This window comes from Gemmatimonadaceae bacterium (genome assembly GCA_036496605.1).
In the GTDB taxonomy this organism is placed as follows: Bacteria; Gemmatimonadota; Gemmatimonadetes; order Gemmatimonadales; family Gemmatimonadaceae; genus AG2.
Genome location: DASXKV010000002.1, coordinates 16370 through 36920, shown reverse-complemented (window position 1 = coordinate 36920; position 20551 = coordinate 16370). Strand labels below are relative to the sequence as shown.

Sequence of the window (20551 nt, the reverse complement as noted above, 5' to 3'; positions counted from 1 at the left end):
CCTAGAGGCATTCTGCTGGCATGTCAGCCAGCTCACCAACTTCGACGGTCGCAGCGCGCGATCGTTGGCTTGTCCCCGCCGTGTCGAAACGTCTCGGCGTAGACGTAGTCGAGCTGCTCGAGAACGAGACTGCGGAAAGCATCTGGGAGCTGATCGTCGAGCGTGGACTGCTGTCCGAGAACGAGCTTCTCCTCGAGATCGCGAGACACTTTCACGCTCCGATCGCCGACCTGCGACGCGTGAGCACGCAAGCGCTCGAGCTTGTGCCGGAACGATGGGCGAGACAGTTCGGCGTGCTGCCGCTGACCATCGAGGACGATACGCTTGTCGTCGCGACGTCGAATCCATGCGACGTCGACTGTGAGCGCGCCCTCGGTTTCGCTGCGGGCCGCCCGATTCGATTTGTCCTGGCATCGCCCAACGTCATCGCGGCGGGTATCGACGCGATCTACGGGAACGCGGAGTTCGAGTCCTCCGAGCAGTCGCTCGAACCGGAGACGCATCGACACGTCGACGTGCAGCTCCTTGCCGCGGAGCCCGAGCGTTACGAACAGGAGGCGGTGCTCACGGACGACAACCAGGCGATCTCGCGACTCGTCGACGAGCTGCTCGGGGCCGGCATCGGCGAGCGTGCGAGCGACATCCATATCGAACCCGAGGAGGAAGTGATCATCGTCAGGCATCGCGTCGACGGCGTCATTCGCGTGGCACGCCGGCTGCCGCGGTCGCTCGCGTCAGCGCTGGCGTCGCGCATCAAGATCATCTCTGGTCTCGATATCGCCGATCGCTTGCGGCCGCAGGATGGCCGCGCGCGCGTTGCAGTCGATGGCGTCGCCGTGGACCTGCGCATCTCGAGTCTGCCTGCCGCGCATGGCGAGAAGATCGTAATTCGTATCCTCGATGGTCGCACAGCGGTTCGGAGCCTCGAATCAATCGGATTCGCGCGCGACGAGCTCGCGCGTATCGAGCGATTGTTGCAAGCGCGCGAGGGACTGCTCCTCGTTACCGGTCCAACGGGTTCGGGCAAGACAACGACTCTGTACGCCGCACTCCGCCTTTTGAAGCGGCGCGGTGTGAACATCGTCACGGTCGAGGATCCAATCGAATACCGCCTGGCCGGCATCGTCCAGGTGCAGGTGCGCGAACGCGCCGGCCTGACGTTCGCCGCGGCGCTGCGCTCGATCATGCGTCAGGACCCGGACGTACTGCTCATCGGTGAGATTCGCGACCGCGAGACGGCCGAGATTGCGATTCAAGCCTCGCTCACAGGACACCTTGTCCTCTCGACGCTGCACACCAACGACGCCGCGACCGCCGTCACGCGTCTGATCGACATCGGCGTCGCACCCTACAAGATCGCGACCGCCGTAAAAGGTGTGCTCGCGCAACGACTGTTGAGGCGCGTGTGCGCGAAGTGCGCCCCGAATCCAACGATCGGTTGCCCCCAGTGCGGTGGCGGCGGCTACCATGGCCGGCTCGCAATCGTCGAGGTTCTCATCGCGACGCCCGAGTTCGAGCGACAGGTGGCCGCCGGAGAGCCAGCGGAGCGAATCGCCGAAGCCGCTCGACGAGACGGCATGCAATCGCTCTGGCAGTCCGGGATGGCTCGCGTTCGCACAGGCGACACCACGAAGGAGGAATTGATTCGCGTTGCCCAGCCGCCGGCGGCGGAAGCTCCTGACCTACTCACAGCCACTGGCCCGGTAGACGACGAGCCGGCACTGCGTTATCTCCCGCAGCGGCAGTCATCGTCCCCGCGACTCGGCGAACCCCGCGTGTCTCGACTCGAGATCGGCACCATCGACGTGTACGTCATTCGTCCCCGGCGCGATGGTTGGCGCGTGCTCGTCCTTCAACGTGCGCTCGACACTCGATGCCCAACGGCGTGGGAGTCCGTGCATGGCCACATCGAGCAAGGCGAGGAACCTGAAGACGCCGCCGTTCGCGAGCTCCGCGAGGAGACGGGGCTCGACGTCGCTCGGCTGTATAACGTCACCGTGCAGCCGTTCTATCTCCATCGCTCGCACACCGTGCAACTCGCGGTGGTCTTCGCCGCCTTCGTCGACGAGCCGGCGACGCTCACGTTAGGCAGCGAACACCAACGCGCCGAATGGCTCAGCGTCGTCGATGCGCTCGAGCGCTTCCAGTGGCCGCGCGAGCGCGAAGCGCTGCGTGAGATCGAGCACCTGTTGAGGAATGGAGATGCGGGGCCGGTCGAGGACGTGCTGAGAGTGAGGTAGGGAATTGTCTCTCTTAGCTTCGCTCTTCCCCCCGCTCGTGCGTGGTCCGCAACACGGTAACATTGGCCGGCGCATTCGGCTTCACGCGCACGCTCTTCGCCGGAATCCCGACATACACGTGATACGGTCGCACGTCCTTCGTCGCGAGTGCCATCGCGCCCACCATCCCCTGTTCGTTCACATGAACGCCCGCGAGCACGGTGGCGTGATAGGTAATGCGAACACCGTCGTCGATTCGCGTACAGGCATTGGTCACGTCTTTCTGGTCGACGATGCTGTGCGTGTGGCTGTAAATGTTGGCGTAATCACTGATCGAGACGTTGTTGCCCAACACGATCCCGCCCCGATCGTCGAGCAGCACGTTGCGGTGGACGACGACATTGTTGCCGACTTCCATGTTGTAGCCGAACGAGAACTCCACATTGTGGAACGCCTTGAAGTTCTCGCCGCACCGCCGGAAAATGTATCGCGCGAGAATACGCCGGAGCTCGACGCCTAACCACACATTCTGCCCGCCTGGTGCAGTGCGGTCGAACGAGTACCAGAGCCAGAGCAGGGGCTTTACCCGTTGAAAACGCTCATGATCGCAGTCGGCATAGTATTCCGGCTCGAGCGTGATGTTACAGGGGTCCATCGTCGACAGCGCGAGTCGCGTCGAACGCGACAATCGCGAGTCGTTGACGGCGGTCTCCCAGTCCTTCGCGTGTTCGGGATACCACAGCTCGGTGAGAATTTCGCGACAGAGCTGATTGCGATTCGCCGACGGATCACGAAGCGTGGCTTCGAGCTGCTCGAGCCAGTCCCGCGCTGCCGACGTTACTGGTCGATCGGCGAGCGCGCGTAGGGGAAGGAGTGCCATGTGACGCGAACGGTTGAGTACGTGGACCTGATACCAAGGTAACGCGGTCGTCCAGCCGGTCTATGACGTCGCCACTGCACGCCAGGCGGGCTGCTCGACGAGCGAGAGCACGGCTTCGGCCAGTTCGTCGCGTCCGTCGCCCGTGACCGCGCTGAACGGGATCACCTGGTCCTCGGCGACGCCCAGAACATCCACGAGCGCCTCGATTCGGGACTTCCGCTGCGACGACGTGAGCTTGTCGATCTTCGTGAGCGCGAACAGCGTGGGGACGCCCAGCGATGCGAGAAAAGCGAGCATCTGGCGGTCATCCCCAGTCGGATCATGCCTAACGTCGAGCAGCTGAACGATGCCGCGAAGCTCCGTGCTCGAGCGAAGATAGCCCTCGATCAGTGGCTTCCACTCGGCGCGCCGCTCCTTGGAGATGCGCGCGTATCCGTAACCCGGCAAATCCACGAGCACGAATGAGTCATTCACGAGGAAAAAGTTCACCTCGCGCGTGCGGCCCGGCGTGTTACTCACGCGGGCGAAACGTTTGCGACGCACCAGGCGGTTCAGCAGGGATGACTTCCCGACGTTCGAGCGCCCCGCAAAGGCCACTTCGGGCCACTTGGCTTCCGGACGCCAGCCAGTGGGAGTGGCCATCGGGCCAATGAACTCGAGCCGTCGAATGACGAGCGGATCATGTGTGGATTCTGTCATCGACGCGTGCAGCGCTTCAGTGCGTGACCATTCCCGGTGCCGGAACCACCAGCTTGTCCGCATCCTCCCGGCCCGTGCCCTCCCGCTGTTCCAGCGCGAGCTGTAGTACTTCGTCCATTGTGCGAACGGGGTGGAAGCTCACCGAGGATCGCACCTCGGGCGGAATATCGTCGAGATCCCGCGCATTCGCGTGCGGAATGAGTACATGCGCAACTCGGTTGCGATGGGCGGCGACTGCCTTTTCCTTGAGCCCGCCGATGGGCAGCACGCGGCCGCGCAAGGTGATCTCGCCCGTCATCGCGACGTCGCCACGCACCGGCAGGCCGGTGAGAGCGCTCACGATCGCCGTGGCGATGGCGATTCCCGCCGACGGGCCATCCTTCGGCGTGGCGCCCGCAGGAATGTGCACGTGCAGATCACGATTGCGGTGGAACTCGCGATCGATGCCCAACGCTCCGGCGCGCGATCGTGCGTAGCTCAGCGCCGCCGAGGCAGACTCCTTCATCACGTCACCCAGCGTGCCGGTCAGCTGCAGCTTTCCACGCCCGCCGACGACGCTGACTTCTATCTCGAGCACCTCGCCGCCGACGCTCGTGTAGGCGAGGCCTGTCGCCACGCCGACTTTACTCTCCAGCGTCAGCTCCGATGGATCGTACGGCGCGTTCCCGAGCAGATCCTTCAAGTCCGACACTGCGACGCGCGCGATCGCGCTCGGCGTCGCAGCGGCGTGCTCGTTAGGTTCTCCAGGTGCCGATTCGACAACAGGCCGCTCGGTGCTGTTCTGCTCCGCTCGTCGGCGCGCGAGCTTCCGCGCGATCCGGGCGATCCGCCGCTCGAGCTCGCGAACGCCCGCCTCGCGTGTGTAGCCCTGAATGACCTCGCCGAGCACGTCATGCTCGATCGTCACGCTCTCCGGCGCCAGCCCGTTTTGCCGCAACTGCCGCGGAACCAGGAACTGTCGTGCGATCGCGAGCTTTTCCTGATCGAGATATCCGGAGAGACGAATGATCTCCATGCGGTCGCGCAACGGCTCGGGGACCTGCGGCAGGTAGTTCGCGGTCGTGACGAACAGAACTTGTGAGAGGTCGTAATCGACCTCGAGAAAGTGATCGTTGAAGGCGCGATTCTGCTCTGGGTCGAGAACTTCGAGCAATGCGGCCGACGGATCGCCCCGATAGTCTTGACCGAGCTTGTCGACTTCGTCGAGCAGGATGACGGGATTGACCACCTCGGCGCGCCGCATTGCCTGGATCACGCGTCCCGGCATCGAGCCGATGTACGTTCGTCGGTGACCCCGGATCTCCGCCTCATCACGGACGCCCCCGAGGGACATGCGCACGAACTTTCTGCCCAGCGCACGCGCGATCGAGCGTCCGAGTGAGGTCTTGCCGACGCCAGGGGGCCCCACAAGGCAGAGAATCGGACCCTCCATGCGCCCAACGAGCGACAATACTCCGATATAATCGAGAATTCGATCCTTGACCTCATGGAGGCCGTAATGGTCCTCGTCGAGTACGCGCCGGGCGTGCGCGACGTCGAGCACGTCGTCGCTCCGCTCCGTCCACGGAAGGGACAGCAGCCAGTCGACGTAATTGCGCGCCACCGTCGACTCGGGTGACAGCGGAGACATGCGGCGGAGCTTGCGCACTTCGCGCAGCGCGCGCGTCTGCACCAGCTCGGGCATGTGCTTCGCCGCGATCTGTGCTTCGAGCCCTTCCACGTCTTCGCCGTCGTCCGTGCCGAGCTCGCGATGGATCGCTTTGAGTTGCTCCTGCAGATAAAACTCGCGCTGGTTCTGGAAGAGCGACCCACGGACCTCGTCGTCAATCTTCCGCTCGAGGCGCAGCAGCTCGGTCTCCGAGCGTAGCACCTCGGCGAGCATGCGAAAGAGCGCCAGCAGCGACGACGTCTCGAGCAGTGCCTGACGAGTCTCGACGCGCACGCTGAGGTGCGCGGCAATCCCGAACCCCTGACGAGCCGTACTGTCTGCGCCCTGAATCAGCGTCACGACTTCCGGCGGTATGCGACGGTGCAGGGAAACGTATTCCTCGAATAGCGCCACGACGCGCCGTGCGAGCGCTTCGACCTCGTCGATCTCCTCGGGAGACGTTTGCTCCTCGACGGCGACCACCTGCGCGCGCAGATGGTCGCCCGTTGGCACATAACGAGTCACACGCACCCGTGCGAGTCCCTCGACGAGAATCTTTGCGGCACCGCTCGGCGCTCGTGCGAGCTGCACAATCCGAGCGACGACACCGCCACGGTAGAGATCTGCCGCCGCCGGCTCGTCGGTATCGCCGCTTCGCTGCGTCACGAGAAGGATGAAGCGATCCTCCGCCATGGCGCTGTCGACGGCGGCGAGCGACGCCGGTCGCCCGACCAGAAGCGGCATCGACACGTGCGGAAAGATCACGACGTCCCGAAGCGCGAGGACGGCGAGTCGATCCGGTACGTTGAAGATTTCGGCGTCGCGCCGAAGGGTAGGCATGCCGTGGGTAGGGTACGGAGGGTAGTGGGTAGCGGTTCGAGCGTAATGGGTAGTGGGTACAGCGTAGTGGCGGAAAGATAACGGTGCGCGCACACGACAAACGAAAAAGCCCGGCGAAATGCAATTCGCCGGGCCCTCCGCAACCAACCCTCCGCGCTCTAGTCACTACCCGCTGCCCACTACGCTTCCTTCTTCTTCCTCTGCGGCGAAATCTCGAGCAGTGGCGGCGTGCCGTGGATCACGGAGCCCTCCGTGATCTTCACTTCCTCGACGTCTTCGCGCGTCGGAAGATCGAACATCACGTCGGTGAGAATCTCTTCGACAATCGCGCGAAGACCACGAGCTCCCGTACCGCGCTTGAGCGCCTTCTGAGCGACCGCGCGCAGCGCGCTCTCGTCGAAGCTGAGCTTCACTTCCTCGAGCTCAAATAGTTTCGCGTACTGCTTCGTGAGCGCGTTCTTCGGCTCCTTGAGAATGCGGACGAGCGAGTCTTCGTCGAGTGCCTCGAGCGCGACGACGACGGGCAGTCGTCCCACGAGCTCGGGAATCAACCCGTAGCGCAACAGATCGTCCGGCTCGACTTCGGAGAACGGATTCTTCTTCTTCTCAGCCGTCTTGCTCGTGTCGACTCCGGAGAAACCGATCTGGCGTCGTCCGGTGCGCGACTCGATGATCTTCTCGAGACCGTCGAAGGCCCCGCCGCAGATGAACAGAATGTCCTTCGTGTTGATCTGGATGTATTCCTGCTGCGGATGCTTTCTTCCACCCTGCGGTGGCACGGAAGCAATGGTGCCTTCGAGAATCTTCAGCAATGCCTGCTGAACGCCTTCGCCCGAGACGTCTCTCGTTATGCTCGGATTCTCCGATTTGCGTGCGATCTTGTCGATCTCATCGATGTACACGATGCCGCGCTCGCACTCAGCGACATTGAAGTCGCCCGCTTGAAGGAGGCGGACTAAAATGTTCTCGACGTCCTCGCCGACATATCCGGCCTCGGTGAGCGTCGTTGCATCAGCAATTGTGAACGGTACGTCCAGGATTCGCGCGAGCGTCTGCGCGAGCAGCGTCTTGCCGACGCCTGTCGGACCGATGAGCAGGATGTTCGACTTGTCGAGCTCGACGTCGTCGTCGCGGACCGAGGACGAGTTGATGCGCTTGTAGTGATTATAGACCGCAACCGAAAGCGCCTTCTTCGCTCGCTCCTGACCGATCACGTACTGGTCGAGGACGTCCTTGATCTCCTGCGGCGTCGGGACCTGAGTTATCGCTTCAGCAACCTCGCGCTCCTCGTCCTCGGCCAGAATCTCGTTGCAGAGTGCAATGCACTCGTTGCAGATGTAGACTGACGGACCGGAGATGAACTTCCGGACCGAGTCCTTCGACTTTCCGCAGAACGAGCAGCGCAGGTGTTTGTCGTGCGACATAACGAATCCCTACAGAGAACGCGGAAGCCCGAAGGCGGGAGCCGGCTCGGCCGGACGGACAACATGCGAGGTCCTAGAGAATAAGGAGCGGCGCGTCGCGCGGTCAAGCAACATCATTTGACGACCGATCCTCGTGAACGTTTTCACGAGCGGCACTTAGCGAGCTGCCGCCGCCGCCGCAATCACGCTCTCCGCGACGACCTCGCCGCGGTGCGTAATCACGTGGTCCACAATACCATAGTCCTTCGCTTCATTGGCCGACATGAAGCGATCGCGATCGACATCGCGCTCGATCTGCTCGAGCGGACGACCCGTATGACGCGCCATGAGCTCGTTCATTTTGCCGCGCAGGTACAGTATCTCTTTCGCTTGAATCTCGATATCGGACGCAGTGCCCTGGGCTCCGCCTGAAGGCTGGTGAATCATGATGCGCGAATGTGGCAGAGCGTGGCGCTTTCCCTTGCGACCCGCCGTGAGCAAGAAGGCTCCCATGCTCGCGGCGAGACCCATACAAATTGTGTTAATCGGCGACCTCAGGTACTGCATCGTGTCATAAATCGCCAATCCCGAGGAAACGCTACCGCCGGGCGAATTGATGTACACGTGGACGTCGCGCTCGGGGTTATCCGCCTCGAGAAACAGCAACTGCGCGATGATGATGTTCGCGACATCGTCGTTGATTGGCGTCCCGAGAAAGACGATGCGATCCATAAGCAGCCGCGAGAAGATGTCGTAGCTCCGCTCGCCGCGGCTCGATCGCTCGATGACATAAGGGGGATACAACGTTGGCATGGATTCAGACCTCACTCGACCGTGTTTCTCTCCAACAACCACTTGAACACTTTCTCCTCAGTCAACCCGTGCTCGATCTCTTTCAGGCGGCCCGCCTTCTGTAGCGAAGCGTAAACCTGTCCGGGCTCAGCGTTCCGCTTCTTGGCGAGCTCGGCGATCCGATCGTCGAGGTCCGCTTCCGACGCGCGAAGTCCCTCGCGCTCAGCGATGGCATCGATGATCAGGTCGCGACGAACCTGTCGCTCCGCGATCGGGCGAAATTCCCCGGCAAACCGATCACGCTCTTCGTCAGGAACTCGATAGGCTTGCACGTAGCCGTCGACGAGCTGCTTCACCCAGCTTGGCGGAACGGCAAACGGATTCGCGCTCGCGATCTCGTCGAGCAGCTTCTGCCGCACCGTTGCATCGGCATCTCGGCGCGCACTCTCTTCGAGATCCGTGCGCACCGAGGAGTGAAGAGCGTCGAGGGACTCGAAGTCACCCACTTCGCGCGCGAGCGCGTCGTCGAGAGCAGGCAATTCCTTCCGCTTCACATCCTGCAGCGTTACGCGAACGTCCTTGCTCTTTCCGCGCTGAGATTCGTCGGGGAAGTCGTCAGGCCATCGCACAGCACGCTCGACGGTCTCTCCCGGGGCGAGCTCCATGATGAGTTCTTCGATACCGGGGATCGCCTGTCCCCCGCCGAGCACGAGGCGATAATCCTTCCCGTCGGGCATCGACCCGTCTTCGTTCGATGTTGCTAACAGTACGGTGACCATGTCGCCAGGCGCGGGCTTGCTCTCGACCGGATGCCAGCTGGCCTTCTGCTCGCGCATCTGCTCGATCTGCTCGCGCACTTGCTCATCCGTGACTTCGCCCAACGGACGGGCTACGCGAAATCCTTGCGTGCGTCCCAGATCGATCTCGGGACGGACCTCGACGTGCAGTTCGAACGTGAGCGGCTCGCCCTCGTTGAACTTCAGATCATGAACGTGTGGCTGCGATGCGACCTTGAGCTGCTCGCGATCGACGACTTCCTGAAACGCTTCCTGGACGAGCGACTCGATCACCTGCTGCCGGATCGCATCCTTGAATCGCTTCTTCACCAACTGCGGCGGCGCCTTGCCTGGACGAAATCCAGGGAGGCGAACGCTCGTCGCATAACGGCGCGCGGTCTTCTCCTCTGCCTCACGAATGGCCTCGACCGGCACCTGGACTTCGAGGAGCCGCTCGACGCCATCGCTTTTCTTCGTCGTGATCTGAATATCCATGTGTCTAAGCTAACTCTCTTCTGTCATCCTCAGGGATGACAAACGCCGATGCGGAAGCGGGGATTTGAACCCCGAAGCCCTTTCGGGCACTGGATCCTAAGTCCAGCGCGTCTGCCAGTTCCGCCACTCCCGCGCGCCGACGAAACCTAAGACCGGCGACTGAGCGGGGCCACTCTGATCAGATGGGGCAGACGACCCTACCGCAGTCGTAAAGCAAAAAAGGCCCGGTGCAGCGATGCACCGGGCCTCTTTGCTCGGGAATGTTACTGTGCTTTCAGCGTGATCGATGTCGTGCCCTGCGCGCGTACCTCATAGACCAACAAGGTGATAAGATCGCCGCGCTTCAGGCCGGATAGCGCCTCTTCGAGATCCGCCGTCGAGCGAATATCGCGCTTCTTTGGATACAGCACGCTAATGATGATCGAGCTGTTTTCATTCAGCTCGTGATATGCCGGACCGCTCGGCGAAACGTCGGTGACGAGGAGACCGCGACGCCACTGGTCACTCAGTTTTGCCTGTTGGGCGAGTTCCGAGGGCACGGATTGAACCGAGATGCCGAGCTTGTCGTAGCTGCGCTCAGTCCCGCGCGACGCCGGTTGGCGGCTGTCATCTTCCGCCGACGCCACGTCGCTGCTGCGATCGGCGGGTGGCTCCCCGAGCTTGACGTTGAGTGTCTTCTTATCGCCGAAGCGCATCACATCGATCCCCACGCTCTGTCCAGGCTTGAAGCCCCTGATCACGCGCTGCAGCGTGCTCACCCGATCGATCGACTGGCCGTTCACGGCGACGATGACGTCGCCGACTTCCACGCCGGCTCGCTTCGCCGGACTCGCATCTGGATCGTCTGGCGGATCGAAGCCGCTGACCTTCACGCCGTGGATGTCCTTGAGGCCCGCAACCTGCGCGTCGTTAGGATCGACATCCTGGATGTTGATGCCAAGTACGGCCCGCCGAACTTTGCCGTACTGGATGATGTCGTCCATCACCTGCTTCGCGAGCGTCACGGGGATCGCGAAGCCGTAGCCCGCGTAGAAACCAGTGTTGCTCGCAATCGCGCTATTGATGCCAATCACTTCGCCGCGAATGTTGACGAGCGGCCCACCCGAGTTGCCCGGATTGATTGCGGCGTCGGTCTGGATGTAGTCCTGAATCGCGTATCGCGTATTCAGCAGAGCGCCCAGGGAGCGTCCGCGCGCGCTCACGATGCCCGCGGTCACCGTGAAGTCGAGGCCCAGCGGATTGCCGATCGCCACGACCCACTGTCCGACTCTCGCGTTCGCATCGTCGCCCAAGGCAACCGTTGGCAAATCATTGGCGTCGACTTTGATGACCGCGACGTCGGTGGTCGGATCGCGGCCGACGACTTTCGCGGTGAAGGTTCGATTGTCCAGCAGTCGCACGGTGACGCGATCGGCGTCGGCGACGACGTGATTGTTGGTGAGGATGTACCCGTCTTTGCTGACAATGAAGCCGGAGCCGCTGGCCTCGCTCGGCTGATCCTGTTGTTGGGGATCGAACTGCCGGAAGAAATCTTCGATGCCACCCGGACGTTGACTGCGGGGTCGCGTGTTGGTGCGGTTGCGGGCGAAGCGCTCCGTCTGGATCGAGACCACCGCAGGAGTGACGTGATCAGCAATCGCCTCGAACGCGTTCTGCGTCTCGACCAGAGGCTGTACCTGTTGAAGCGTCGGCTTTGGTGGGGTTTTCGACTGAGCCCAACCCAAGTGCGTCAGGTTCGAGCTGGAAGCGAACACCAGGCCGCAAAGGAATGCCACGACGACGGCCGCGGTCAGTCGGGCACGGGGGTACTTGGTCATACGCTGCCTTCCCACGTCGGGTGAGTTTTGGGACCGTACACGAATCCAAACTGCAAGTTCCGAGGGCCTAGGGGTCTAGGGGCTAGAGACTAGACGCTTATGCCTCGCTTTCGAATGACACGAATGTACAAGTGAAAGGTTGCTTCGGGACACGTCGGAGTGAAGTGAAGAAGTGGTAAGCATTCTGACCACATACGCAGAGCGCCGGGGGCTTGTTGCATGCCGCCGGCGCTCTCCCTCACCCCTAACCCTCAGCCGCTAGCCCCAGCCCCTCATTTTTTCCCCTCGTCCACAATCTCGTAGTCCGCCTCGACGACGTCCTCCTTCGGCTGCTGCTGGCCCGTCGGACCTTGCTGACCGGCGCCGCCTTCAGGCTCGCCGCCCGGTGTTCCGCCCGGTTGCGCCTGCGACTGCGCGTAGAAGGTCTGGCCCGCCTCGCTATACGCGCGACTCAGGTCTTCCTGGGCAGCGCGGATCTCGTTCATGTCGTCGCCGCGGAGCGCCTTGCGTGCGCGTTCGATCGACGCGTCGAGCTTCGCCTTCGCTTCAGCAGGCAGCTTGTCGCCCCACTCCTTCACGTTCTTCTCGACGTCGTACGTCATGCTGTCGAGCCGGTTGCGAGTGTCGATCTCCTCGCGCCGCTTCTTGTCTTCCGCGGCATGCGACTCCGCGTCCTTGACCATGCGTTGGATGTCGTTGTCGGACAAACCGCTGGAAGCCTCGATACGGATCTTCTGTTCCTTGCTGGTGGCCTTGTCCTTCGCCGACACGTGCAGAATGCCGTTCGCGTCGATGTCGAACGTGACTTCGATCTGCGGCATGCCCCGCGGAGCGGGTGGAATGCCAGTGAGCTGGAACTTGCCGATGGTGCGATTGTCCCGCGCCATCTCGCGTTCGCCCTGCAGCACGTGGATCTCGACCGTGGTCTGATTATCGTCCGCCGTCGAGAAGGTCTCGCTCTTCTTGGTCGGGATCGTCGTGTTCCGCGGAATGAGCACCGTCGTCACGCCGCCTAACGTCTCGATGCCGAGCGAGAGCGGAGTGACGTCGAGGAGCAGCACATCCTTCTGCTCGCCTGTGAGCACCGCGCCCTGAATCGCCGCGCCGATGGCGACGACCTCGTCAGGATTCACACCCTTGTGCGGCTCTTTCTTGAAGAAGCTTTTAACTATTTCTTGGACCTTTGGAATACGCGTCGAGCCACCGACCAGAATGACCTCGTCCACTTCCTCGGGCTTCATCCCCGCGTCCTTGAGCGCCTGCTGCATCGGGGGGATGGTGCGCTGAATCAGGTCGTCGACGAGTTGCTCGAATTTCGCTCGTGAGAGCGTGTAGTTCAGGTGCTTCGGACCCGACTGATCGGCGGTGATGAACGGCAAGTTGATGTCGGTCGACATCGTGCCCGACAGCTCCATCTTCGCCTTCTCCGCCGCCTCCTTGAGCCGCTGGAGCGCCATCGGATCCTTCGAGAGATCGATTCCCTGATCGCGCTTGAACTCACCGACGATCCAGTCGATCACCCGTTGATCGAAATCGTCGCCACCGAGGTGCGTGTCGCCATTGGTGGATTTGACTTCGAACTGCCGCGACCCTTCGACGTCGTAAAGCTCGAGGACCGAGATGTCGTAAGTGCCGCCGCCGAGGTCGAACACCGCAACCTTCTCGTCCTTCTTCTTGTCGAGTCCGTACGCGAGCGCCGCCGCCGTGGGCTCGTTGATTATTCGCAAAACGTCGAGGCCGGCGATCTTGCCTGCGTCTTTCGTCGCCTGACGTTGTGAATCGTTGAAATAGGCCGGCACCGTGACGACGGCCTTGGACACCCCGTGTCCGAGGTAGTCCTCCGCCGTCTGCTTCATTTTCTGGAGAATCATCGCCGAGATCTCGGGTGGGGAATACCGCTTGCCTTGCACCTCCACCATGGTGAGATCGTTCGGTCCGGAGATGACCTTGTACGGGACGCGCTTAATCTCCTCCGGAACCTCGGAGATCTTGCGCCCCATGAACCGTTTAATCGAAAAGATCGTGTTCTGGGGATTGGTGACCGCTTGACGCTTCGCGACCTGTCCAACGAGTCGCTCACCGTCTTTCGTGAAGCCGACCACCGAGGGTGTAGTGCGACCCCCTTCTGAGTTTGGAATGACGACGGGGTCGCCGCCTTCCATCACCGCGACCACTGAGTTGGTGGTACCCAGGTCGATACCGATGACTTTATCCGCCATTGCTACCTCGAGAGTTGAGTCGGGCGGAGACCATATCGTGACGCCAATTCGCTCCGCCGATGCTTGTCACGCAAGGCAAGTCGAGGACCCAGTGCTTGCGCCAAGTTGGCAGCGGTGCCAACCGGTCCGGTTACATTTCTGACGCAAGCGCGCCATCCAGGCCAATGCTCCCGATCAGCGACGAAAACCCGACGCTTCATCCGCCGGTGATGACTTGGGCACTCCTAGGCGCCATGTTCGCCGTTTGGCTCACCGCTCAAGGCGCCGGCCTAAACGAGCTTCGGCTCGCGACCAGCATCTGCAACTGGGGAATGATTCCAGGCGAGCTCACGCATCGGGCGGCTCTCGGGATGAGTGTACCGATCGCTCCGCATCTAGCCTGCGTCGTCGACAACGATCCGATCAACAAGTTCACGCCGCTGACATCGATGTTCCTGCACGGCGGCTGGTTACACATCCTTGGCAATGCGCTGTTCTTCTGGGTTTTCGGCAACAACATCGAAGACAGCATGGGCTCGATTCGCTTCCTCGCCTTCTATCTCATCTGCGGGCTCGCCGCAGCAGCAACGCACGTTCTCATGCAGCCCGCCTCCCCAGTGCCGACCGTCGGCGCCTCGGGCGCCATCTCGGGCATCCTCGGCGCTTATCTCGTGTTGTATCCCAGAGTGCGCGTCAACATGCTTTTCATTTTCATCATCATCATTCGCGTGATTCCAATTCCCGCGTGGTTGGTGCTGATCTGGTGGTTCGGGATCCAACTCATCACGGCGTTGCCATCGCTCTCACAGGTCTCCCCTGACGTGTCGAGTGGCGTCGCCGTTTGGGCGCATGTCGGCGGATTCGTCACTGGAATGGTGTTGATCAAGCTATTCGAGAAGCCAGAGCGCGTCGCCGAACGTCAAGCGGCTGCACGGCCGCCGCAGGTTTGGTCCTTTCCTCGCTGAGCGGTCTTTGACGGTACACATGGGCCGGGTATCTTCCGGCGCCATTGCTGGGAGGCCGAAGTGGGAGTGCTGGCGAGGCTGATTCCGCGCGACGAGCTGTTTTTCGATCTGTTCGACCAGCTGACTGCGCACCTGACGCAAACGGCGCGCATGCTCGGCGAGCTGTTCGACGATCCGGAGCACGTCGCCGATCACGTGCGCGCGATCAAGGATGTCGAGCACAAAGCCGACGTCCTCACGAGCACGATCAATCAGCGAATCGATAAGAGTTTCGTCACACCGATCGATCGCGAGGACATTCACATGCTCGCCTCGCGTCTCGACGATGTCATCGATCTCATCGACGGAACCGCTCGCCGATTCGAGATGCTGCACATCGACGTCGTCAAGAAGCCCGCCCGTGAGCTCGCGCGCGTGCTCGTCGAAGCGGCGAAGCACATTCAAACCGGCGTGTCGTCTATTCGCCAGACGAAGCGAGTGACCGAGCAGGCCGCGTTCATCAAACGCCTCGAGGAAGAGGCCGACGCCATCTACCACTCCGCCGTCGGTGATCTTTTCAGCGGGCGTCCCGATCCGTTGGAAGTCATGAAGTGGAAGGAGATGTACGACACTCTCGAGCGCGCGACGGACAGCTGCATGGGCGTCGCACAGGTGCTTCAGAGCATTTCGCTGAAGAACGCGTGAGGCGTCGCGACGCGTGATTCCGTACGTCATCACGATCGTCCTGATCGCGTTCGCCTTCGACTTCATCAACGGCTTTCACGATTCGGCGAACTCGATCGCCACGATCGTCGGCACGCGCGTCCTCACCCCCATCACCGCCGTGTTGTGGGCGGCGACCTTCAACTTTGCAGCCCTGTTCACGGTCGGAACCGCGGTCGCGAGCACCATCGGCAGGGGGATGATCGACGTCGCGTTCGTCGACGCCAACGTGATCCTCGGCGGATTGATCGGCGCCATCGCATGGAATCTCATCACGTGGTTCTTCGGTCTTCCGTCCAGCTCGTCGCATGCGCTCATCGGCGGCTACGCTGGCAGCGCCATGGCCAAGGCGGGAATGGCGGCAATCTTATGGGGGCGGAAGTGGATCGAGACGCTGGAATTCATCGCGCTGTCGCCGATCATCGGTCTGCTTGCGGGATTTGGACTGATGGTCGCCGTATACTGGATCTTTCGGCGCGTCTCGCCACACCGCGTCGATCGCGTATTTCGCGTCGCGCAGTTGGGTAGCTCGGCGCTCTTTTCCTTCTCGCATGGCGCCAACGACGCACAAAAGACGATGGGGATCATCGCCGGTCTGCTTGTGTCGACGAAGGAGATGTTTCGACTGCAGCCGGGCCTCCTGCATCATCTTTACCTGCAGTCGGTCGATCACATCCCGCTCTGGGTGGAAATCGCGGCGTACATCATGATCTCGCTGGGGACGCTATTCGGCGGGTGGCGAATTGTCCACACGATGGGGTCCCGCATAACTCGGTTGCGACCCGTCGGTGGATTTTGCGCCGAGACGGGCGGCGCGTTTGCTATCCTGTTCGCCACCAGGTTGGGCATCCCGGTGAGTACGACGCATACGATCACCGGTGCGATCGTCGGGGTTGGTGCAACGCACCGGCTCTCGGCGGTCCGGTGGGGAATCGCCGGCCGAATCGTCTGGGCTTGGATGCTGACGATCCCAGCCGCTGGAATCATGGCTGCGATTGCTTACCAGATTTTGAGCCGGCTCGTGCATTTGGGCTGTTAGAGGGGCTAGGGGGTAGGGAGTAGGGATTTGCCCTCGCCCCTACGTCCCTAGACCCTAGCCCCTTCTCAGCCGGGCAAGACAGCCGACCTCGCGTCCGCGTGACCCACCCGTGACAACTGGGTAGTCTAGGAGCTATACCTTTGGTAGTTCCTCCCGGACTTCACCCCGATGCCAGAAGTTGCGCAGAGCTCGCTGTTCATCAACCGCGAGTTGAGTTGGCTCGCGTTCAACGGCCGTGTGCTTCAACAGGCAGTCGACGCGCGTACGCCGCTGCTGGAGCGGGTGAAGTTTCTGTCGATCTTCAGCACCAATCTGGACGAGTTTTACATGGTGCGGGTCGCCGGTGTTAGGCGACAGGTCGCTGCGAACGTCCAGCAACCGCCGGTGGACGGTCTCACGCCGCAGGAGCAACTCGACGCGATCGACCGCGTGGTGCGCGAGCAGCACGCAGTGCAGCGTCGCTGCTTCGACGAGGTGCTCGAGCAACTCGCTTCGCAGGGCATCCGTCTGGTTGGCGTGTCAGACCTCAGCGCGCGGGAATGGGGCGCGCTCGACGAATACTTCGAGGCGCAAGTCTTTCCGGTGCTCACGCCGCTCGCGGTCGATCCCGGGCACCCATTCCCGTACATCTCGAATCTTTCGCTATCGCTCGCTGTCGAGATCCGCGATCCCGAGACGGGCGAAGACCATTTCGCGCGGGTCAAAGTTCCGAAGAGCCTTCCGCGGTGGGTGCCCGTCGTCGGACGGCTCAATCACTTCGTTCCTCTGGAGGAAGTGATCGGCGCGAATCTCGGTGCGCTGTTCCCGGGAATGGAAGTCCTTCGCTGGCATCCGTTCCGGATCACGCGGTACTCGGATCTCGAGCTACCCGTCGAAGAGCCGGAAGATTTGCTGGCCACGATCGAAGAGCAGGTCTTCAAGCGGCGATTCGGCGAAGTCGTTAGGCTCGAGGTCGAGGACGCGACGCCTCAGCACCTCCGCACGCTACTCCTCGAGGAGTTGCGCAGCGAGGACGTGACGCTGAGTACCGCCCTCACCGAGCGCGATGTCTTCGAAGCCGGAAAGCTGCTTGGCCTCGGCGACCTGATGGCGCTCGCCGCGCTCGATTGCCCGGTTCTCAAGGATCCGCCGTTCACGCCGTCTATTCCGCCGGAATTGCGCGATCCGCGCCGGTCGATCTTCGAGGTGATCCGCGAGCGCGATCTCCTCGTGCATCATCCGTACGATTCATTCAGCGCCAGCGTCGAACGGTTCCTCGAGACCGCGGCGGAAGACGACAACGTGCTCGCGATCAAGCTCACGTTGTATCGCACGTCGGGCGACACGGCGATCGTGGACGCACTCATCGACGCGGCGCAGCGCGGCAAGCAGGTGGCGGTGCTGGTCGAACTGAAGGCGCGTTTCGACGAGGCGAACAACATCACGTGGGCGCGCCGGCTGGAGAGCTTCGGCGTGCACGTCGCCTATGGCTCGGCGACACTGAAGACGCACACGAAGCTCGCGCTGGTGGTTCGGCGCGAAGCGGACGGCATCCGTCGTTACGTGCATCTGGGCAGCGGCAATTATAACTCGCGAACCGCGCGGCTGTACAGCGACATCGGTCTGTTCACCTGCAGCCGGTCGATCGCCGCCGATGTTACGGATCTTTTCAACTCACTCACTGGCTACTCGCGCCAGCGGCTATATCGCAAGCTGCTCGTCGCGCCGGCGAACATGCGCCCTCGCGTCCTCGACCTGATCGATCGCGAGGCGGAGCACGCGCGCGCCGGCCGAACGGCTCGCATCGTCGCGAAGATGAACTCCCTCGTCGATCCGGAGACGATCGAGGCCTTGTATCGCGCGTCGCGAGCAGGCGTCGACATCGAGCTCATCGTCCGCGGTATCTGTTGCTTGCGGCCAGCCGTGCCTGGGGTAAGCGATAACATTCGCGTCATCAGCATCGTCGGGCGCTTCCTCGAGCATTCTCGCCTATTCTCCTTTGCGAACGGCGGTGCCGAGGAGTTTTATATCGGCTCGGCGGACTGGATGCAGCGCAATTTCGACCGCCGTGTCGAAGCCGTCGCGCCGGTCGAGGATGCAACGTTGCACGATCGGCTGCGTAGCCTGCTGCGCACCTGCCTCGAGGACAACCGTCAGGCGTGGGAGCTCGCCGCCGACGGCAGCTGGACCCAGCGCACACCCAATGGTGTGGTGCACTCGACGCATGACATTCTCCTGCGCGAATCGTGGGGGCTCACATCGCCGGACGGACGTACGTCGGGTGAGATGAGAGGGGTGGGCGCACTGGTGTAGTCGGTCGCTGGTACTTGGTGGTCGGTTGATGGTCGTTCGTGATTGGTTGCTGGTGCTGTTTCGCACCAACCACCAACCACGTTTCACTCCGCGTTCGTCTCCGTGTCGTGAGACGACAGCACCGTGCCGTCTGGAGCGACGATCTCCACGGGGACGCCGGCGACCTTCGCCAGGAGCGCCGACTTTCGGTGCGCACCCCAGCACTCGAGGCGGAGTGTAGCGCGCGAATCGCTAGCGACCGGGGTGACGCGAATTGCGCGCTTGACCCAGCGAACGCGGAGCGTTTTCACGGCTCCAGTGTGCCCGCGATCGAAACCGTCGGCGATGCGAAGAATGGCCGCAAGCCGGCGCACCCTGGCGCGCAGCTCGCGATCGAGCGATCCGTAATTGCGATGCTTCTTCTTCGGCGGCGCGCCCCGATGATAGCGCGCGACGTTCGCAATGACGACTTGCTCCGCGGGCGGAACGCCGAGTAGCTCGGCGTGCACGATGATGTGATAGGAGTGCTTGTGGTGCCGATCGTAGCTGATGTGATAGCCGACGTCGTGCAGCAAGGCGGCGTCCGCGAGCTGCGGACGTTCGGCAGCGGTGGCGCCGAGACGTGCCCCTAGCGAGTCGAAGAGACGAACGGCGAGCCGTTGCACATTCGTGGCGTGCCGCTCCTCGTAGTGACAGCGCGCCGCCAACTCGCGGACGGATCGCTCACGTGCCTCACCCGGGTCGGCGACCACCGGTCGGACGCGCGCCGCCTCCAGCAGCAGCCCTTCGCGAATGCCGTAGCGCGACACCTGGACATCGCGCGCCTCTAGACGCGCCATGACCTCCGCGACGACGGCAAGACCGGCGACGATGATGTCGGCGCGGTCTGCATTCAAGCCCTCGACGTTGCGTCGTTCGGCGGGACTCATCGCATGCAGCATCTCGAGCAGATGCTCGACATCCCCGCGGGGGATCCGCGCGGCATGCACGCTCCGCGCCGTGAAGATTCCCTGCCTCGTTAGGTGGAGTCCGGCCAGGTTCGTGAAGGTGCCGCCCGAGCCAATCAGCGGCGCACCGCGCCAATCGCGAACCGGAAGCTGCGGCCGCAGCTGCGCCCGAACCTCCTTGCGCAGGGCGCGAAGCGCTTTTGGACTCGTCGTTGCGTCAGGGAGAAACCGCTCCGTGAGTCGCACGGCGCCCAACGGCAGCGAGGAAAGCCGCTCGATGACCCCATCGGCGCTGAGCACGAGCTCGAGGGAGCCGCCGCCGATGTCGGCAACGACCGCGCGTCCGGCGCCGAGCTCGAAGTGCGCGAGCGCGCTGCGAAAACTCAACCGTGCTTCCTCCTCACCGTCGAGCACGCGGACGTTGAGTCCCGTTTGGCGATGCACGCGGCGGAGAAACTCGTCGCCATTACTGGCGTCGCGAACGGCGCTCGTGGCGACCGCCTCGATTCGCTCGGCGCCGAGCTGCCGCGCAAGCGTCGCCATGCGGGCGATGTCGTCGGCGGCACGGGTCATCGCGCCGTCATCGAGCAGTCCGGTGTCGACGAGACCAGCCGCGAGACGCGGGGCGGCCTTCATCTCATCGACGACTTGAATTCCCCCAGCACCAGACACGTCGGCGACGATCTGGCGAATGGAGTTGGAGCCGATGTCGATCGCCGCGATGCGACGCGCATCGGCCTCTCGCAATGCAGAGGAAATCGCAGCCACGCGCGGAAATTTAGTGGTGACTCGTTGGTGGTGGTGGATCGGTGATTGGTTGTTGGTTGTTGGTGACTTCGGAATCACCAACCACCAATAAC

The 20551-nt window shown here is 62.5% G+C and carries 14 protein-coding genes and 1 tRNA gene; 5 read left to right on the top strand and 10 right to left on the bottom strand.

The window, feature by feature from the left end; translation table 11 throughout:
- The first annotated feature begins 80 nt into the window (after window positions 1-80).
- Window positions 81-2240 carry an ATPase, T2SS/T4P/T4SS family gene (locus VGH98_00580; GenBank protein HEY2374441.1) on the top strand — a complete coding sequence of 720 codons (2160 nt, stop codon included), beginning with the start codon at window positions 81-83 and terminating at the stop codon, window positions 2238-2240.
- A gap of 13 nt (window positions 2241-2253) precedes the next feature.
- On the opposite strand, the gene VGH98_00575 is transcribed toward VGH98_00580, so the two are convergent.
- The 9 genes from VGH98_00575 to dnaK all read right to left on the bottom strand — a co-directional run bounded on the left by VGH98_00575 (window position 2254) and on the right by dnaK (window position 13788).
- Window positions 2254-3099 (bottom strand): acyltransferase, encoded by an 846-nt coding sequence (locus tag VGH98_00575; GenBank protein ID HEY2374440.1) that lies wholly within the window; start codon window positions 3097-3099, stop codon window positions 2254-2256.
- A 60-nt stretch (window positions 3100-3159) separates the two neighbouring features.
- Window positions 3160-3798 (bottom strand): ribosome biogenesis GTP-binding protein YihA/YsxC, encoded by a 639-nt coding sequence (gene yihA, locus VGH98_00570; GenBank protein HEY2374439.1) that lies wholly within the window; start codon window positions 3796-3798, stop codon window positions 3160-3162.
- Between the two features lie 16 nt (window positions 3799-3814).
- Window positions 3815-6286 carry an endopeptidase La gene (lon, locus tag VGH98_00565; GenBank protein HEY2374438.1) on the bottom strand — a complete coding sequence of 824 codons (2472 nt, stop codon included), beginning with the start codon at window positions 6284-6286 and terminating at the stop codon, window positions 3815-3817.
- A gap of 179 nt (window positions 6287-6465) precedes the next feature.
- A complete protein-coding gene (clpX, locus tag VGH98_00560) occupies window positions 6466-7710 on the bottom strand; it encodes an ATP-dependent Clp protease ATP-binding subunit ClpX (GenBank protein HEY2374437.1) in 1245 nt (414 codons plus the stop codon).
- A 156-nt stretch (window positions 7711-7866) separates the two neighbouring features.
- The gene (clpP, locus tag VGH98_00555) at window positions 7867-8502 is read right to left on the bottom strand and encodes an ATP-dependent Clp endopeptidase proteolytic subunit ClpP (protein ID HEY2374436.1); all 636 of its coding nucleotides are present in this window, start codon (window positions 8500-8502) and stop codon (window positions 7867-7869) included.
- Window positions 8503-8513: 11 nt separating this feature from the next.
- On the bottom strand, window positions 8514-9752 hold the full coding sequence (gene tig, locus VGH98_00550) for a trigger factor (GenBank protein ID HEY2374435.1): 1239 nt from the start codon (window positions 9750-9752) through the stop codon (window positions 8514-8516).
- 49 nt (window positions 9753-9801) lie between these two features.
- Window positions 9802-9885: transfer RNA gene (locus tag VGH98_00545), tRNA-Leu, on the bottom strand.
- A 130-nt stretch (window positions 9886-10015) separates the two neighbouring features.
- A complete protein-coding gene (locus tag VGH98_00540; GenBank protein ID HEY2374434.1) occupies window positions 10016-11569 on the bottom strand; it encodes a Do family serine endopeptidase in 1554 nt (517 codons plus the stop codon).
- 272 nt (window positions 11570-11841) lie between these two features.
- On the bottom strand, window positions 11842-13788 hold the full coding sequence (dnaK, locus tag VGH98_00535; protein HEY2374433.1) for a molecular chaperone DnaK: 1947 nt from the start codon (window positions 13786-13788) through the stop codon (window positions 11842-11844).
- 164 nt (window positions 13789-13952) lie between these two features.
- Between dnaK and VGH98_00530 the strand changes: the two genes are divergently transcribed.
- The 4 genes from VGH98_00530 to ppk1 all read left to right on the top strand — a co-directional run bounded on the left by VGH98_00530 (window position 13953) and on the right by ppk1 (window position 18765).
- Complete coding sequence (locus VGH98_00530) at window positions 13953-14732, top strand: rhomboid family intramembrane serine protease (GenBank protein HEY2374432.1); 780 nt, start codon at window positions 13953-13955, stop codon at window positions 14730-14732.
- A gap of 60 nt (window positions 14733-14792) precedes the next feature.
- Window positions 14793-15416, top strand: coding sequence for a DUF47 family protein (locus VGH98_00525; protein HEY2374431.1), 624 nt, complete (start codon window positions 14793-14795; stop codon window positions 15414-15416).
- A gap of 13 nt (window positions 15417-15429) precedes the next feature.
- Window positions 15430-16473 carry an inorganic phosphate transporter gene (locus VGH98_00520; protein HEY2374430.1) on the top strand — a complete coding sequence of 348 codons (1044 nt, stop codon included), beginning with the start codon at window positions 15430-15432 and terminating at the stop codon, window positions 16471-16473.
- A gap of 168 nt (window positions 16474-16641) precedes the next feature.
- The gene (ppk1, locus tag VGH98_00515) at window positions 16642-18765 is read left to right on the top strand and encodes a polyphosphate kinase 1 (GenBank protein HEY2374429.1); all 2124 of its coding nucleotides are present in this window, start codon (window positions 16642-16644) and stop codon (window positions 18763-18765) included.
- Between the two features lie 83 nt (window positions 18766-18848).
- Here ppk1 and VGH98_00510 read toward each other — a convergent pair whose 3' ends face one another.
- Complete coding sequence (locus VGH98_00510; protein HEY2374428.1) at window positions 18849-20459, bottom strand: Ppx/GppA phosphatase family protein; 1611 nt, start codon at window positions 20457-20459, stop codon at window positions 18849-18851.
- Between the last annotated feature and the right edge of the window lie 92 nt (window positions 20460-20551).